At 38.0% G+C, this 14,475-nt stretch carries 14 protein-coding genes; 9 read left to right on the forward strand and 5 right to left on the reverse strand.

The annotated features are described in order from the left end of the window. The 3 genes from LMF32_RS05760 to LMF32_RS05770 form a co-directional block, all read right to left on the reverse strand. Positions 1 to 987 carry a polyprenyl synthetase family protein gene (locus LMF32_RS05760; RefSeq protein WP_230524137.1) on the reverse strand — a complete coding sequence of 329 codons (987 nt, stop codon included), beginning with the start codon at positions 985 to 987 and terminating at the stop codon, positions 1 to 3. Between the two features lie 222 nt (positions 988 to 1,209). Next, on the reverse strand, positions 1,210 to 1,590 hold the full coding sequence (locus LMF32_RS05765; protein WP_188204138.1) for a VOC family protein: 381 nt from the start codon (positions 1,588 to 1,590) through the stop codon (positions 1,210 to 1,212). 90 nt (positions 1,591 to 1,680) lie between these two features. After that, complete coding sequence (locus tag LMF32_RS05770) at positions 1,681 to 2,103, reverse strand: hypothetical protein (protein WP_188204137.1); 423 nt, start codon at positions 2,101 to 2,103, stop codon at positions 1,681 to 1,683. A 183-nt stretch (positions 2,104 to 2,286) separates the two neighbouring features. On the opposite strand from LMF32_RS05770, the gene yghU reads away from it, so the two are divergent. Next, positions 2,287 to 3,081 (forward strand): glutathione-dependent disulfide-bond oxidoreductase, encoded by a 795-nt coding sequence (gene yghU, locus LMF32_RS05775; RefSeq protein WP_188204136.1) that lies wholly within the window; start codon positions 2,287 to 2,289, stop codon positions 3,079 to 3,081. Positions 3,082 to 3,213: 132 nt separating this feature from the next. After that, complete coding sequence (locus tag LMF32_RS05780; RefSeq protein ID WP_230524138.1) at positions 3,214 to 4,467, forward strand: hypothetical protein; 1,254 nt, start codon at positions 3,214 to 3,216, stop codon at positions 4,465 to 4,467. Positions 4,468 to 4,712: 245 nt separating this feature from the next. Here LMF32_RS05780 and fabV read toward each other — a convergent pair whose 3' ends face one another. Continuing rightward, the gene (fabV, locus tag LMF32_RS05785; protein ID WP_230524139.1) at positions 4,713 to 5,909 is read right to left on the reverse strand and encodes an enoyl-ACP reductase FabV; all 1,197 of its coding nucleotides are present in this window, start codon (positions 5,907 to 5,909) and stop codon (positions 4,713 to 4,715) included. Positions 5,910 to 6,044: 135 nt separating this feature from the next. Here fabV and LMF32_RS05790 point away from each other — a divergent pair, with 135 nt between their 5' ends. The 3 genes from LMF32_RS05790 to add all read left to right on the forward strand — a co-directional run bounded on the left by LMF32_RS05790 (position 6,045) and on the right by add (position 8,389). Next, a complete protein-coding gene (locus tag LMF32_RS05790) occupies positions 6,045 to 6,536 on the forward strand; it encodes a YbaK/EbsC family protein (protein ID WP_230525086.1) in 492 nt (163 codons plus the stop codon). Continuing rightward, positions 6,533 to 7,234 (forward strand): hydroxyacylglutathione hydrolase, encoded by a 702-nt coding sequence (gene gloB, locus LMF32_RS05795; protein ID WP_230524140.1) that lies wholly within the window; start codon positions 6,533 to 6,535, stop codon positions 7,232 to 7,234. Before LMF32_RS05790 ends, gloB begins: the two co-directional genes overlap by 4 nt. Before the next feature lie 261 nt (positions 7,235 to 7,495). Further along, positions 7,496 to 8,389, forward strand: coding sequence for an adenosine deaminase (gene add, locus LMF32_RS05800; RefSeq protein WP_230524141.1), 894 nt, complete (start codon positions 7,496 to 7,498; stop codon positions 8,387 to 8,389). A gap of 109 nt (positions 8,390 to 8,498) precedes the next feature. Here add and LMF32_RS05805 read toward each other — a convergent pair whose 3' ends face one another. Further along, a complete protein-coding gene (locus tag LMF32_RS05805; RefSeq protein ID WP_230524142.1) occupies positions 8,499 to 9,206 on the reverse strand; it encodes a pseudouridine synthase in 708 nt (235 codons plus the stop codon). Positions 9,207 to 9,655: 449 nt separating this feature from the next. On the opposite strand from LMF32_RS05805, the gene LMF32_RS05810 reads away from it, so the two are divergent. From LMF32_RS05810 to LMF32_RS05825, 4 genes are all read left to right on the forward strand, one after another. After that, a complete protein-coding gene (locus LMF32_RS05810; RefSeq protein ID WP_230523607.1) occupies positions 9,656 to 11,062 on the forward strand; it encodes an ISNCY family transposase in 1,407 nt (468 codons plus the stop codon). 168 nt (positions 11,063 to 11,230) lie between these two features. Then, the gene (locus tag LMF32_RS05815) at positions 11,231 to 12,337 is read left to right on the forward strand and encodes an IS4 family transposase (RefSeq protein ID WP_230524143.1); all 1,107 of its coding nucleotides are present in this window, start codon (positions 11,231 to 11,233) and stop codon (positions 12,335 to 12,337) included. Positions 12,338 to 12,673: 336 nt separating this feature from the next. After that, positions 12,674 to 13,549, forward strand: coding sequence for a helix-turn-helix transcriptional regulator (locus tag LMF32_RS05820; RefSeq protein ID WP_188204128.1), 876 nt, complete (start codon positions 12,674 to 12,676; stop codon positions 13,547 to 13,549). 2 nt (positions 13,550 to 13,551) lie between these two features. After that, positions 13,552 to 14,472, forward strand: coding sequence for an FAD:protein FMN transferase (locus LMF32_RS05825; protein ID WP_223155966.1), 921 nt, complete (start codon positions 13,552 to 13,554; stop codon positions 14,470 to 14,472). The last annotated feature ends 3 nt before the right edge of the window (positions 14,473 to 14,475 follow it).

The following is a 14,475-nucleotide window of genomic DNA, read 5'->3' on the forward strand; positions in this document are numbered from 1 at the left end:
TTAAAACTCTCTTTTGAGTAGTGATTTGGTCAATGAATACAATACGTCTTTTTCAGGATGACTTGGAAGTGCATCAATGGATGCTAAAGCTTCATCAATGTATTTCTTTGCAATGTCGTGTGCATGTTCGATGCAATTATTCTTGTGTAATAAAGCAACTAAAGCAGTTAGGTCACTGTCTGATAAGTGTTCACCTTTTTTCAATAGAGGAAGAAAGGCTTCATCTCTCTCTATGCCTAAAATGAGCGGAAGGGTATAAATCCCTTGTTTGATATCGTTTAAAACTGGCTTTGAAAAGCTTTCAGGTGTTTGGGTGTAATCCAAAATATCATCCAGCATTTGAAAAGCGATCCCAATAGTTTGACCAATCGACCGACTTTGTTCGGTGACCTCAAGACTGCATCCTCCAAAATAGGCACCTTCATAACAACTTAATTCAAACAGTTGTGCTGTCTTTCCTTTGATACTTTTCAAATAGTCTTCAAAAGTAATCTCTGTATTATAAGCATTTGTCATCTGATTGATTTCGCCTAATAATACTTGCTTCATCGAGAGTGTATTTAACTTGATGATTTCAACGGAATCCGTTGCATCCGCTAATAAATCAAAATACACTGAGATCAATAAATCGCCTGCATAAACGGCAACATCTTTACCATGTTTAGATTGGACCGTTTCAACACCGCGACGCATTTTTGCCTCGTCTATGATGTCGTCGTGAATGAGAGTAGCTAGATGAAGTACCTCAGTAGACGCAGCGGCGGCTATGATTTTTTTATGCGCATCTTGAGCAGCGTCTCCTAATCGTGAAAAAAGTAAAAAATAGGCAGGTCTGAGTAATTTTCCCTGACTCACTATTAGATCAGCGACTGTTTTTTCAATTTCTTTATTTTCAATGGACGTTTTTTCTACAATCAGTTCAAGACATTCTATTAAAAGGGGTTGGATGCTAGGGAATTTATTCCACATTGGATGAGTGTTAACCATGTCGATCTCCTTTATGAACCGCTGCAACTGGCACGATGGTTCTTATGTTATATTTTTATGTATACTTACTATCTCTGTTTAATCAGTATACTGTAAAAATCGTAAAGCTATACATAAAAAGCATTCAGCAAACTTATTGAAGTTAGTATGAAAAGAAAAACTAAAAAAATGTAAGCATATTGGCAATAACCAACATGCTTACATTTAAAAACAGTCAAAAAATTATTTTGCGCGTTTTACTTCAATTCTATAGCCGTCAGGATCGGTCACAAAGAAATAAGTCGGTGTACCACCTGAAAGTCCTCTTAACTCACCTGTTTCGTAAGAAGAAGCTTTACAAATTTCGTGCATTTTTTCTAAATCACCGACAGTCACACCTAAATGACTGAAGCCGTCTCCTACATTGTAAGGCTCAGCATCATAGTTGTAAGTAAGTTCAATTTGCACGGAAGAACCGGGAGAATTCAAATAAACTAAATCAAATTTATTTTCAGGGAATTCTCTGCGGCTGGCAACTTCAAAATCGAATAAATTAGTATAAAAATCTAGAGTAGCTTCAAGATCTCTGACACGCAGGCAAATTTCAACAAGTTGTTGGTTCATAATAATATCATCCTCCAAAATAGTTTCTTATTTCATTCTAGCATGAATAGGTCATCTAGGCACGTGTAGGTTCTTTTATGAGAAAAATGTTCAAACATATGACTCGAGTACCTTTTTGAAATCTTGATTAACAGAGGAATTGAATACTTTATTCAGCAACACTTTTTTCTGATCGCTAAGTACAAGAACTGGGTAATAATTCACTATCAAACTTCTTCTAGCTTTTATTTCTTGGTATTCTATGTGACTGATCTGTTCTTTTGGAATAGAAACTTCCTGTCCTTTATGATTCAGAACGATCGCATTTTCATAGATGAAAAATTCCTCGCTTCGTTTAAATAGAAGCAAGTACAATCCAAAAAGGGTAAATAATCCACCTACTACCAGCGCAAATGTTTTTGCATAGATAAAATTTGCTACGATCAAAAACATGATCCCTAAAAGAACAAATACAAACCCGTTTTTATTGTTATCGGTTTTTCCAGTGTATAAAAGTTCGCCAAAATGATTCAAGTTGATCCCTCCTAATATTTTTTCATATCATATTTTAATCTTGTTCGGGAAATCATACCAGTATTAAATTCATTTTAGCTGCTCTTTCACTATCCTTGTATGATGAATTTCCCTTAACATTTGAGTCTATCGATGTAGAAGTAGTATGATGAGGTTACGAAAAATTTTATGAGGAGTGGTAAGATGTCAGATTATAAATTACCGAAAGTATGGAAATGGGAAGAAGAGAATTCTGATAAAACCGGCAATCGTCCTACAGCAGGAAGTCGATTTGAACAGAAATTACCTGTAGGAGATGCTCCGTTCCAACTCTATTCATTAGGAACACCCAATGGCATCAAAGTTACGATCATGTTGGAAGAATTGAAAGAATTGGGCGTAGAAGGCGCAGATTACGATGTCTACACCATCAACATTGGAGAGGGCGACCAATTTGGTTCAGATTTTGTTGATATCAACCCGAACTCTAAAATTCCAGCTTTAGTTGACCAAAGTCAAAACCGAAGTCCTCGTGTAAAACTCTTTGAATCAGGATCTATTCTCCTTTACTTAGCGGAGAAATTTGGACAACTGATCCCGACAGATATCCAAGGCCGTACAGAAACCCTTAATTGGTTATTTTGGCAAATAGGATCCGGTCCATATGTTGGCGGCGGGTTCGGACACTTTTTCGCTTATGCTCCAGAACCAATGAAATACCCGATCGATCGCTTTACGATGGAAACAAAACGTCAATTGGATCTGCTGGACAAAACCTTAGCAGAGCGTCCTTATATAGCTGGAGATACGTACACTATTGCAGATATTGCGATCTGGTCTTGGTACGGTCGTTTGGCTTTAGGGAAATTGTATGAAGGTTCTTATGAATTCTTGAATTTGGATGAATACACTCATTTATTAGAATGGGCAAAACGGATTAATGAACGTCCAGGCGTTCAAAAAGGTCTGGAAGTAGAGTATCAATCCATTGAGGAGTAAATTGATTCCGGTAAGATGTCACTAACCTTGAGGATTCTGGGATACTATATTTGAATGTCACAAAATAAGTATTGCAGATGTTAAAATTCAGCTAATATCTATGCGAGCGAAAATTATTACATCGGCTACGCTTTGGCAGATAAGGATGGACCTGTCCATCAGCTGAAGTGGGAGAAATATCCTAATAACTATACTTACTATCCGTTGGTGAAAGCCAGCCAACACGTGGAGGGAACTGGTCATACCGCATTGATAAAAGCGCCGAACAATGTAGATTTCTGGCTCTTTTATCACGGGCAGGAGACAGGAGGAACGTGGTCTCCCGAAGAGGATCATCGGACGCTGCGAATGGACCGTTTGTTTTTTGACGGAGATGCTTTGATGACCTATGCTCCTTCTGCCAATGAACAACCAGCACCTGGACTGCCCGATCTGCAAGAATTTTTTGAAGGAGAAACAAAACTAGTAGTCGAATCCGGAGAACATACCGTTTTAGACAAAGGTTGGCTCACTGCAAAAACGCCTTTCATCGCACTCTATGATAAAGAATACCAATACTACCATCTGGAGCTGGACCTTACAGCAAAGCCGGCTAATCTTGGCAGCAAGGATGGTGCTGTGATTGCTTACCGCAGCGAGCATGACTACACAAGTGTTTATTTGAGGAATGGGACATCAGTCTTGGCAGTGGAGCAAGTGAAGAATGGTATACACTCTATCTTGGCCACGTTTCCGTTAAAGGATTTTGATGCAACAGTGAATCAACACCTTGAAGTCATTCGCCGATTTGCCGATTACGAGCTGTACTTAAACGGAGTCTATATCGGTCGAGTGCTCCTTGATGAACAGCCAGCACGCGTGGGAATTTGTTCCGGGTATACAACGACTGTCTTCCATTATTTTGCAGTGACAGAAACGATCGATCTTTTTGGTTTGCAGATGCGTTTGATCGGAAACTTTTTTTCTTCTGATGTGCCGGTATTGGTCAACACGCTCAATCAGCTGGCCTCTTTTCGAAAAGACCCTGTCACTCTAACAACAGAGCTCAAAAAAAATTACCAATATAGTCTAACGTATACTTTGCCAAATGAAGAGAGTAAAGTCATTTGTCGCTTGCAATTAGGGGCAGAGAAAATTGACATTCACTTGGAGCCTACAAGAATCACTATTCCAGCACTTCAACTGCAGCATTCTTTTCATTTAGCCAAAAATGATAAGAGCGCGGCAACTTTTATAGTGGTAGATCAAATGGTAATACTGCTGTTCAAGAATGAAACTTATCAATTTTCGATACCCTCTGGCCAAGATGACATACCTTGTCAGTTTGTGTTGAAAAAAGCGGCGCTGGATGCTTGGGAATTGGTAAAACTGGTTCACCCAACTTGAAAGCAACGTTGAAAAACACAACAAAAAAAGGGGCTGGGAAATAACTCCCAGCTCCTTCATTTTTATGAATATTGATTTCGAAAAACTGCTCAAAAAGGCAGCCTAGACGAGTTCCGCAAACCAGACTTCCTATGATTTCATTTTCCGATCTAGTTAGTAAAAAGCACCAACTAAATCCAAAAGATGAACTCTACGAAAGCCTAACGGTTTGCTCCACTCTCTTATTTTTGTGCAATGCAAATAGATTAATAGTTCAAGGCTTTCAAGTCATCTAAAGTGACTTCTTGTTCGACGTAGTTGTCTACCATGAAGCCGCTCAAATTTGAGAATTCTTTGAAGAATGTATCGTAAGCCGTCATGTCAGAATTGAAGTTTTCTTCGTTCAATTGCTCGATTAATTCTTTTGTTTTAGCTTGTGTATCGCTATCTAGTTCCCAGCTGTCAGGTCTTAGTCGACCAACTTCGTCATATTCAGGTTTGTCACCGTAGATCATGTCGCGATAGATACGGTCTATGTGCATAATCGGCGTTTCATGAGTGCCTTTTTCTTCCATCACTTTGTAGAGACCGATACAGTAAACGGGGAAGAAAGGAATAACTGAACTGGCTTTAGTGGTAACAGCAGTCGCTACAACAATTTGAGCTTTCCCGTTGATATCAGCTAATAATTGATTGATGTTTTCTGCTTTTTCATCACAATCTGCTTTTGCACGACCCAAAGTACCGCCGCCATAATACGCATGGTTCAATTCAGTTCCTAAGTAAGAATAATTGGTCGTAAGAACGCCTTCTGTTAATACGCCGGCTTCTTTTAATGCTTCCATCCATAGTTGCCAGTCTTCTCCACCCATCACGTTGACTGTATCAACGATCTCCTGCTCGTCTGCGGGCTCTAGAGTCTCAGTGTAAAAAGATTCATTTTGCATATTGATATGCGGACCAACAACTGGTTCACCAATAGCTTTGATCGATGATTTGTACAATTCGCCAGTTTCTGGATCTTTTCGTACCCCACTTGCCAGACTGTAGACAACTAAGTCGACTTTGCCGCCGAATTCGTTTTTGATGTACTCAATCACTTCTTGTTTCGTTTCATGGCTAAAAGCGTCTTGAACAAAGTTTTTAGCGATCAAGCCTTCTTTTTCAGCTTCTTCTCTAAAAGCAATGTTATTGTACCAACCAGCTGTTCCAAGATTTCTTTCGTTTTTTGGTCCTTTTTCAAATGAAATCCCAATAGTGTCCGCACCTGCTCCGAAAGCCAAATTGATTCGAGTAGCTAGACCATAGCTTGATGATGCGCCGATAATCAATACTTTTTTAGGACCTTCGTAAGTACCGTTGCTTTTTACATAGTCGATTTGATTCAATACGTCTTGTTTGCATCCAAGCGGATTAACGCCTAAGGCCACATTCCCTCGGATATTTTGTTTAAATGTCAACATGATTCTATTCCCCCAATTAATCGTCATAAGAGTATAATATCAGAAAAGGCACTTCAATAATAACTTATTGATGAAATTTTCATTCAAAAATAGAGGAAATAATAAAAAGGGAATGCCAAAGGAGGGGCTCATGTGATCATTAATCTAGAAGGGTTTTTGAGAACGCATGGTATTTATTTTGAGCTGTATAATCATGATCCAATTTATACAAATGAAGCGGCTGTGAAGATGAAAGAAGAAAAAGGATTTATTGGAACAGAAACTAAAGCTCTCTTTTTAAAAGGAAAATCTGGACGTTATTATTCTTTTGTGACGTTTACGACAAAAAATGTGGATTTCAAACAGTTAAAACAAGTTGTTGGCGAAAAAATAAAAATCGTTCAACCGGATGAAATGAAAGCAGTCACTGGACAGATACCAGGGGCGGTGGCGCCATTGGGATATGAAGACACGGTTTATTTAATCGTAGATGAGGAGTTGTTTCGGCAAGAAAAGCTTGTATTTGCTCCTGCCCGTCCAGATCAGACGATGGTGATAGCAGCAAAAGATCTAAACAAAATCATTCAGTTGCTTGGCAACGAACTATTTGTTTACAATGAAAGGGAATATAAGGAGGAATCGAAATGACTATTAAACCAATCAAAGCTCTTTCAGATAATTACATCTGGATCATTGAAGAAGGAAAGGAAGCAGTGGTGGTCGATCCAGGAGAAGCAAAAGACGTGCTTAATTACTTGAAGGAACAACAACTGGAGCTAACGACCATTCTATTGACTCACAATCACGATGATCATATTGGCGGGGTAGAAGAAATCTTGGAACATTATTCAAACATCGCTGTATATGGACCAGAAGAAACGAAACCGTTAGCTGACCATATTCTTCAAGAAGGAGATACTTTTGAATTAATGGGGCAGGATGTTCAAGTCTTTAAAACCGCTGGACATACTCTTGGACACATCAGTTTTCTAATGGGAAATCAGCTGTTTTGCGGGGACGCTTTATTTTCAGCAGGTTGTGGCCGAGTGTTTACAGGGGACTACCAAGCGCAATACGAAGCTTTGCAAAAGTTTAAAGGATTAAACGACGAAGTAAAAGTGTATGCAGCGCATGAATACACACAGACCAATTTACGATTTGCCCAATCTATGGAGCCGTCTAATACAGAAATTGCGGAGGCTTTGAATCAAGTACAAGAGTTGCGTGCAGAAGATGTACCTACTTTGCCATCGACTATCAAACAAGAGAAAAACATCAATCTATTTCTTAAGGCAGAAACCCTAGAAGACTTTACAACATTACGTAAAGCTCGTGATGCATTTTAAACCATTCATTTAGGGTTAAAAGGGTTTTAGCAGGAGTTGTTATACAAGATAATATTTGTTATATTTGGAACTGTTAAGACCTTTTTTATGGCATCAGCGAAATAGGTATACCAAATACAACAGCGTATCATTTGAGAAGGGATTTGTTCATGTGCAGAAAGAAATCGTTCGTCAATTATCTAAAGTAGAATTGCACTGTCATTTAGACGGTTCTGTTCCTATGGCAACCTTAAAAAACTGGCAGAAAAGCAAGACTTTGATATGAGTTTATTGGATCAAATAGCAGCACCGGAGAAATGTACTGATTTGGTGGATTATTTAAAAGGATTTGATATTCTGCTTCAGCTCTTGCAGACTAGTGAGCAGTTAGAAGAATCAGCTTTTGCTATCGCTGAAGCGGCGGCTTTAGAAAATGTGCGCTATCTGGAGCTGCGTTTTGCTCCTTTATTACATACAGACGCTGGTATGACGGTACCGGAAATTATTGCAGCTGTCAGCCGAGGGATCAAAAAGGCTATGGAACAGTACGATATCGTGGTGAATTTATTGATTTGCGGCATGCGTCCGCATTCCAATGAAGACAATTTGAAAATGTTGTCTGAAGCTATCAGTACACAAGAACAGCTGCTGGTTGGTTTTGACATGGCCGGTCCAGAACCGGATATGGCAAACGATCATATTGAACCGTTAACGGCTTTTGCACAAGACAGCGGACTTCAACTGACACTTCATGCTGGCGAATGCGGCTGTGCGCATAACGTGGTTCAAGCGATACATCTAGGAGCCAAACGTATCGGGCATGGAATCGCTGCTCAAATGGACGAAACAACGCAACAACTCTGCATTGAAAAAGGCACTGTCATCGAAATGTGTCCGACCAGCAATATCCAAACGAATGCTGTTGAAGATTGGGAATCTTATCCATTATTGGATTTTATGGAAAAAGGCACCAAATGCTGCATCAATACTGACAATCGAACGGTTTCTGATACGACACTGACAAAAGAATACCTGCTTCTGGCGGAACACTTGGGAATTGATTATGCAATGATGAAAAAATTGAACTTGAATGGTTTAACAGGGACATTTACGACCTCAGAGACAAAAGAAAAACTTTCTGCAGTGATCAATTCAGCTTATGCACCATATATTTGAAGGTATAAACAAATAAAGACGAAAAACCTCATGATTTTTAGTGCACAGAGAAACGTGCACTGAAGATCATGAGGTTTTTTACTATGGGGGTTCGAATCCCTCCTGAGACTTACCACACTCTCGGTTCGTAATTCAATTCAGCGAATAATTGAGATTTTTCTTTTTTAGACAAATAGCGCCATTGTCCAACAGGCAAGTTGCCTAAATGGATATTCATGATTCGTAAACGCTGCAGGCGATAAACGTTGTATCCTAAGGCTTCACACATACGACGGATCTGGCGGTTCAATCCTTGCGTCAAAATAATTTTGAAATCAAATTTAGACAATTGTTCAACTTCACATGGAAGAGTCTTCGTGCCTAATATGTTAACGCCTTTTGACATGTTCTCTAAAAATTCAGGAGAAATAGGGCGGTCTACTGAAACAACGTATTCTTTTTCATGGTGATGATCAGGACGCAAGATTTCATTTACGATGTCTCCATCATTTGTCAGCAGAATCAGGCCTTCAGATTCTTTGTCCAAACGACCGATGTGAAAGACTCTAAAAGGGTGATTGACTAAGTCGACAATATTTCCTTTAACTCCTTTTTCAGTTGTACTTGTAATCCCGATGGGTTTGTTTAAAGCAATATAGACGTTGTTTCTTGCTACAAAGATGTGTTGACCATCGACCAATACTTGGTCCCCTGGTTCGACTTGGCTGCCTATTGTAGCCTTTTTAGCATTGATCAGAACTCTTCCTTCAGCAATTAATTTATCTGCTCCTCTTCTAGAGGCTTTTCCTGCTTCACTGATGTATTTATTTATGCGCAAATCTCCACTCCTTTGACACTAGTATTATCTTCCACTCATAACTGTACTTTATATTACAACAAAAGCAAGCCAGACTAGTGAACTAGGCATCAATAGGATAGATATGTCATAAGTAGTTCACATATAAAAAATAAATTATTCTATACTCTTTGTTTACAGAAAAAAGATTATATACCTTTTTTCACTAGTGTTGCATGAAACATAATATGTTTCACAATGTTATGTATCCTATTCCAATATGCAAAAAAGTCCTTTATACTGAACTTGGATGACTTATCCAAGACCAATAAAAAGGACCCAACTTATGGATAAGTATAAACTAAATTCTGCTTTTAATAAATGGTTTTCGGCAATTAAGTGTCATTAACAAATGATAATGTCTTAATAAATAACAAATGAAAATGTCCCATAACTACGTTACTCTAATCTTATTGGATTGGAGAGATAGAATGGGAGCAGAATTAACTATGTTTGAAAACAAAAAATATGAAGTCATAAAAAAAGTATGTAATGGTCAGTGTTCAAAGGAGCGGGCAGAGATTGAACTAGATTTATCCCGTAGGCAGATTAACCGATTGGTTAATCGCTATAAAACGCAAGGAAAAAAAGGTTTTAAGCATGGGAACAAGGGACGAACTCCCGCTACAACGTTGTCAAAAGAAACCCAACAAAAGATTATTCGACTCTACAGAAAGAAATATGATGGTTTTAATTTGTTCCATTTTACAGAAAAACTGCAGGAGGAAGAACAAGTAACCGTCTCTTATACGACCGTTCGCAATTTATTATATCAAAAACATATTCTTTCTCCTCGTGCTTCTAAAAAAACACAACGAACGAAGCGCAAAGAATTAAAAGAGAAAGAACGGTCTGACCAACTACTAACAAAGAAAGAGAGCCAAGTTTTAAATGAATTAGAATACGTAGATCCTGTGAAAGCTCATCCTAGCCGCTCACGAAAGAAATATAAAGGTGAACAGCTTCAAATGGACGCTTCAAGACACGATTGGTTTCAAAACGGAAAATATGCGCATCTCCACGCTGCTATAGATGACGCCACTGGAATCGTGGTTGGGGCTTACTTTGATAAAGAAGAAACATTAGATGCCTATTACGAAGTAACACATCAGTGTCTGACTACCTACGGTATTCCGTATAATATTTTGACGGATAATCGAACCATCTTTCACTATAAACAAGAAAAGAGCCCTTCAGAAGAGAAGGACACTTTTACACAATATGGATATGCCTGCCATAACTTGGGAATAGAGTTAACCACAACAAGTATTCCTCAAGCAAAAGGAAGAATTGAACGATTATGGAATACCCTCCAAGATCGTCTCCTAAATGAAATGGCCTTAAAAAATATCCAATCCATTGAAGAAGCAAACCAATTTTTGAAACATTATATTCCTACATATAACGCCAAATTTGCTTTACAGCTAAACGATACCAAAAGTGTTTTTGAAAAGCTACCAAAAGATATCCATTTAGATTATATACTGGCTCGCTTTTCACACCGAGTTGTCCAGAAGGGACACGCACTCAAATATCAGAACAAGTTATATCATTTATATAATCAAAATCAGCACGTCTTATTGGCCCCAAAAACGAAGTTAATGATTATTCATACTAAAGAAAATCAACTGTATGCTAGTCATCAGGATTCACTTTTCATGTTAAAAGAAATTCCGCTTCACGAAAAAGTTTCAAAAGAATTCGATAAGCCAATCGAACGTAAAAAGATGCAGGTGCATATCCCTCCAATGAGCCATCCTTGGAAAAAAGCATCTTATGATCGCTATCTTCGGAAGAAAAACCAAAAGGAAGCTCTTAAAACCAATTCTAGAACATGAATACAAGTTTTTAACTAGAAAATAGATTTAGAACGCTAATTTCAGTTGATTCAGAAAATGGCTTCGTGGTTTTCGAAGCCATTTCCTGAATCAACTTTACCAAGCGTAGCGCGGTAGTTTTGCCAGGAATAGGATCAACGAAATAATGACAGTGAACCTAACTCAAATTTGAATAAAATCGGGACATTTTCATTTATCATTGACAGGTTTTCGGCAATTAAGTTAGAAAAATTACCGATTCCTATTCGTGAAAAGGTTTTTGCCTTTGATAAATACCATAAGAAACTTAGTTTCTTTCGAGCTCTGCAGCTTTTTCTTCATGCGATCAATGAAGAGAAAGAAAGTCTCAGAGATATGGATACTGCTTTTGTTTCCAAAGAACTTCAAAAAGAGATTGGGATTGAAAGCATCAGTTATTCTCAGCTTTCTAGAGTTCTTCCCAAAATGGATTCAGAAATTCTTTTAGCTATTTTTTACCAGCTTCTCAGTCAGGTTAAAAAGAAAATGCCCGTGGATAAGCGAAATAGTCTCTATTTAATTGACTCTTCGACCTTTTCATTGAATCAAAATCTTTATCAATGGGCTGATTTTCGTAAAACGAAATCAGGAGTTAAGCTTCACTTAAAACTCTGCTTTATGGATAATGACCATCTTTATCCAGATGATTTTACACTAACTAATGCGATTGAACATGATACAAACCAGTTGGAAGTGTTGGTCAATCAACCTGAGGCAACTTATGTATTCGATCGTGGTTACCTAGATTTCGAACGAATGGATAAAATGCACTGGAATGGTTATTTCTTTGTGACGAGAATCAAAAAGAATACAAAAGTTCATGTTTTGGAAACATTAGCAGCTTCCAAAGAAGACTCTATTATCAGCGACCAATTGGTCGCATTAGGTGCTCAAAACTATCTAACTTCCCGATTTCGTTTAGTGACTATTCAAGATCAAAAAGGGAAAGTTCTTCAGTTCATCACGAATCGTTTTGACTGTTCCTCTGCTGAAATTGCAGAAATGTATAAAGCTCGTTGGCAAATAGAACTGTTCTTCAAACACATTAAACAGCATATGACAATCAAAAAGTTTTTTTCAAGAAGCGAACAGGGAGTCGTAAATCAATTGATTTTAGCCTTGATTGCCAGTTTACTAACCTATTTGATTCAGTTAGAAACAAAGACTGGACAGTCTATTTTCCAAATTAAACGACTTTTTCGTTACCTCCTATTTCAACCTGCAGAAAAATGGATTGAACTTTTAGTGCCCAATTGACTACAATAAAACGTTGTTGTTGGATGCTAATGGAATCAGCTAAATAAGCAAAATTTTCTGGAAATAGTCATCCTTTGCGTAAGCATTCGATTTTTTTTACTTTTTTCAAGAAAATAATAATTCAGAATATTCTGACTATATTTATGCAACACTAGTGACCTTTTTTCACTCCTTTTTTACACATAAGTTCACAATCTGTTAATCTTTTTTCATTTTAATTATATATTTTTTTATATATTATGTTGACGTAAAAATTCTTTGGGGGTATAATTTGGGTGAATTAAAAATGTGAATAAAATCACAATAAATGATCATGCTTGTTTGGAGGGATAAGTCTTGAATACAAAACGATTTGTTGAAGCGCGTAAAGCTTTGGGGCTTTCTCAGATGGAATTGGCAGAGGGGATATGTACTCAAGCTACATTGAGTCGTTTTGAAAACAATGGCAAAGTACCGAATTTGAAGATTTTGATCCAATTGTGTAATCGTCTTAACTTGCCTTTAGGCGAATTATTCCCAAGAGTAGGTGTTAAGCATACAGAAACCATCGAAAAAATGAACCAAGCAGAATTCTTTTTGATCACTAGCGAGTATGAACAAGCTAAGGCGTTGTTGGACACTATTTCTAACGATGACATCAAAGAGCCAGGTTTGGGTATGCGGTACTATTACTTGAAAGGCTTTGTGATGATTTTCCAAGGTCGTCCTGTGACAGAGATTCTTTTCTTATTTGACCAGATTTTGCTCGCTGACGAACCTAATGAAGAGAACATTTTTCATTTGCTGGCGTATACAGGAAGCGGAATGGTGTATTCTCGCGAGAAAGACCAAGAGAAAGCAGAGTTTTACTTCAATAAAGTACTGGAGAAAATCTATACTTATCCAACAACAGAAATGGAAGATACTTGGAGAGTATTGAATATCGTATTCCAGTGCGGTGTTTTCTATTCAGGAATACAAGAATTAGAGATCAGTAATGCTTTATTGACTTATGCTGTTTCTATTTGCTCAGACAATCACGTGACGTACTACTTGGCAAGAGCAGCTACTCAATTAGCGAAAAATGCTATCGTTCAAAATAAGCCTGCAGCAGTCATCTTAGAATTGATCTACGATGCCAGAGCCTACTCCAAAATCAATAAAAATGCGATTGCCTTAAAAGAATTAGCGGATTTGGAACAAAAAGTATTGTCGACTAAAGGAGCGGATTAAAGATGCCGGAGAAAATGAAAACGGTCCATTTGATGGGAACGGTCATTGATGTACGGATTGAGCATGAACAGCCGACTCCTATTTTAGAAGAAGCTGTCGCTCGATTAAAGAAATACGAAAAGCGGTTCAGCGCCAATGACCCTGATTCTGAATTAATGGCGGTCAATCAAAGTGCCGGCATTCGTAGCGTTGTGGTTCATCCAGAGTTGTATGAGTTGATCCTGATAGGAAAGATGCATAGTTGCGCGCCTGAAAGTTATTTGAATATTGCTATTGGTCCTTTAGTCCAAACTTGGCGAATTGGATTTCATGACGCGAAAGTTCCTTCAAAAGAAGTCATTGATGGGTTATTGAAGAAAACAAATCCTCAAAATATCATCTTGAAGAACGAAGAACGGTCGGTTTATTTGACCGAAAAAGGTATGCGGATTGATTTGGGCGCTTTAGCAAAAGGGTACATAGCAGACCGGATCATTCAGTATTTGAAAAGCGAAGGGGTTACGTCCGGACTGATCAATTTAGGCGGAAACATCGTAGGGTTAAATCCTTTTCAACAGTCTGGAAAAGAGTATTGGAATATAGGGATTCAAAACCCAAGCGCATCTCGCAATCAATATTTGACGACCGTAAAAATCAACAATCAATCGGTCGTCACTTCAGGAATCTACGAAAGAAGTTTGGTAAAAAAAGGCCAAACGTATCATCATATTTTAAGTCCACAAACGGGGTATCCCATTGAAACAGATGTGGCCAGTTTGACTATTCGGTCTGAACGATCGGTAGACGGTGAAATATGGACGACTCGTTTATATGGCAAACCCTCTGATGAAATAGTGAATGAGCTGAATCAGTTGGAAGGAATCGAAGGTTTAGTCATTACGAAAGATGAGAAATTGATGTATTCAAAAGGATTTAAAAGCTAAAAG

The sequence above is a fragment of the Desemzia sp. C1 genome, assembly GCF_020882875.1.
GTDB classification, from domain to species: domain Bacteria; phylum Bacillota; class Bacilli; order Lactobacillales; family Carnobacteriaceae; genus Desemzia; species Desemzia incerta.

Coding starts and splice junctions, on each gene's coding strand:
- LMF32_RS05760 (WP_230524137.1), bottom strand. CDS start 987: ATGGTTAACACTCATCCAATGTGGAATAAATTCCCTAGCATCCAACCC.
- LMF32_RS05765 (WP_188204138.1), bottom strand. CDS start 1,590: ATGAACCAACAACTTGTTGAAATTTGCCTGCGTGTCAGAGATCTTGAA.
- yghU (WP_188204136.1), top strand. CDS start 2,287: ATGTCAGATTATAAATTACCGAAAGTATGGAAATGGGAAGAAGAGAAT.
- fabV (WP_230524139.1), bottom strand. CDS start 5,909: ATGTTGACATTTAAACAAAATATCCGAGGGAATGTGGCCTTAGGCGTT.
- gloB (WP_230524140.1), top strand. CDS start 6,533: ATGACTATTAAACCAATCAAAGCTCTTTCAGATAATTACATCTGGATC.
- add (WP_230524141.1), top strand. CDS start 7,496: ATGAGTTTATTGGATCAAATAGCAGCACCGGAGAAATGTACTGATTTG.
- LMF32_RS05810 (WP_230523607.1), top strand. CDS start 9,656: ATGGGAGCAGAATTAACTATGTTTGAAAACAAAAAATATGAAGTCATA.
- LMF32_RS05825 (WP_223155966.1), top strand. CDS start 13,552: ATGCCGGAGAAAATGAAAACGGTCCATTTGATGGGAACGGTCATTGAT.